Raw genomic sequence first — 2,008 nt, 5'->3', positions numbered from 1 at the left:
GGCCGGAGCGGGCGGGCCGGCCGGCCGCCCCGCCCGCTCCGGCCCCCGGCGGGGGTTCAGCCACGCCCCCCGCGCGCCGATGCTCTGGCCAGCTCGTCCCGTCCCTGGAGGTGGCCCGTGTGCCGACTGCTGGCCCACGCCGCCCCGCGCCCGACCACGTTCGCCGAGCTCATCGGCCCCGAGCAGCTGGCGGCGTTCCGGACCCTGTCGTGCCTGCACGCCGACGGCTGGGGCACGGCCTGGCTGGACGGCGCGGGCGACGGCGCGGGCGGGGGTCCCCGGGTGCGCAGGGTGCGCGACGCCCTGCCGGTGCAGCGCTCCCGGCGCGGCTCGAGCGCGCTGTCGCAGCGGCCGAGCACGGCCCGGCTGGTGCACCTGCGCCTGGCGACCTCGGGCATGGCGGTGGGGCACGAGAACAGCCACCCGTTCCTGCACGGCGGGATCGCCTTCGCGCACAACGGTTCGGTGCCGTCGCTGCCGCTGCTGGAGGAGCTGGTGGGCCCTCAGCACCTGGCGCAGGTGGGCGGCACCACCGACAGCGAGCGGATCTTCGCGCTGGTGCGCCGCCACGCGGACGCCGGGGCGGACCTGGCGGGCGCGGCGGCGGCGGCCGTCCTGCGGCTGCGCGAGGCCCTCCCCGCGGCCAGCCTGAACGCGGTGCTGCTGAGCGCCGAGGAGCTGGTGGTGGTCCACTCCAGCGAGTCGGCGCCCGTGCCGCTGGAGGAGCTGTGCGCCACGGGGCTGGCCCCGGCGCAGCTTCCCCTGGACCACGCGGGCGCGTACTACCGGATGAGCTGGCTGCGCCGGCCGGACGGCGCGGTGGTGTTCACCTCCGCCGGCATCGACACCACCGGCTGGCAGGCGCTGCCGCCGGCCTCGATCACGACGGTGCGCCTGGACACCCTGCAGGTGCGGGTGCAGGACCTCGCCGCCGCGGCGGCGGCCGTCCCGGCGCGCTGACCGGCCCGCCGCCCGCCTAGGGTGGCGCCGTGACGGACCAGCCCGTGCTCCCCGGCAGCACCACGCCCGCCGCGCGGGCCCGCATCGGCGTCTGGGGCGGCGGGCCGTGGGCCGACCCCGCCCGCCGCGCGGAGGCCGGCGAGGCCGCCCGCGAGCTGGAGGACCTCGGGTACTCGCGCATCTGGCTCTCCGGGGGCTTCGAGCCGGGCCTGCACCCGGTGTTCGGGGAGCTGCTGGCGGCCACCGAGCAGATCGGCGTGGCCAGCGGCATCGTCAGCGTCTACGCCGCCACGCCGCGCGAGTGCGCCGAGGGCTTCGCCGCGCTGCAGGAGCGCCACCCGGGGCGGTTCCTGCTGGGCCTGGGCAACAGCCACGCCGTCGTCGTGGAGGGTTCCGGGCAGGACTACTCGAAGCCGTACTCGCGGGTGGTGGAGCACCTGGACGCCCTCGACGCCCTCGACGCCCTCGACGCCCCGGGCGCGGCCGGGGCCGTGCCGCGCGATCGCCGCGTCCTGGCCGCGCTGGGCCCGCGGATGCTGCGCCTGGCCCGGGACCGCTCCCTGGGCGCGCACCCCTACTTCACCACCCCCGCGCACACCGCGTTCGCGCGCGAGGTCCTCGGCGCGGGCGTGCTGCTGGCGCCGGAGGTGGCCGTGGTGCTCGAGGAGGACCCCGAGCGGGCGCGCGAGGTCGCGCGCCGCTACGCCACCGGGTACCTGGCGCTGCCGAACTACACGAACAACCTGCGCCGCTTCGGGTACGGCGACGAGGACTTCGCCGACGGCGGCAGCGAACGGCTGATCGACGAGCTGATCCCGTGGGGCGACGCCGCGACCGTCGCCGCGGGCGTCGCGCGGCACGTCGACGCCGGCGCCGACGAGGTCGCCGTGCAGGTGCTCACCGCCTCGGGGCGGGAGTTCCCGCTGCGGCAGTGGGGCGAGCTGGCCCGCGTGCTCATCGGCTGAACGGGCCACCGGCGGGCCGGCCCGCACCGGGCGGGCGACGCACCTGCAGCTGGTGCGCACCTCCCCCGCGGCGCCCGCCGAGC

2 protein-coding genes are annotated in these 2,008 nt (G+C 78.5%); both read left to right on the top strand.

From position 1 onward, the window contains the following. Window positions 1-117: 117 nt before the first annotated feature. Window positions 118-960 (top strand): class II glutamine amidotransferase, encoded by an 843-nt coding sequence (locus GTQ99_RS22625; RefSeq protein ID WP_166617921.1) that lies wholly within the window; start codon window positions 118-120, stop codon window positions 958-960. A 29-nt stretch (window positions 961-989) separates the two neighbouring features. Further along, window positions 990-1,925, top strand: a complete 936-nt coding sequence (locus GTQ99_RS22620) for a TIGR03620 family F420-dependent LLM class oxidoreductase (protein WP_166617920.1) — start codon at window positions 990-992, stop codon at window positions 1,923-1,925. Window positions 1,926-2,008 lie beyond the last annotated feature (83 nt).

Origin of the sequence: Kineococcus vitellinus (assembly GCF_009906315.1) — a bacterium.
GTDB classification, from domain to species: domain Bacteria; phylum Actinomycetota; class Actinomycetes; order Actinomycetales; family Kineococcaceae; genus Kineococcus; species Kineococcus vitellinus.
This window is presented reverse-complemented; position numbering and strand designations above follow the sequence as displayed.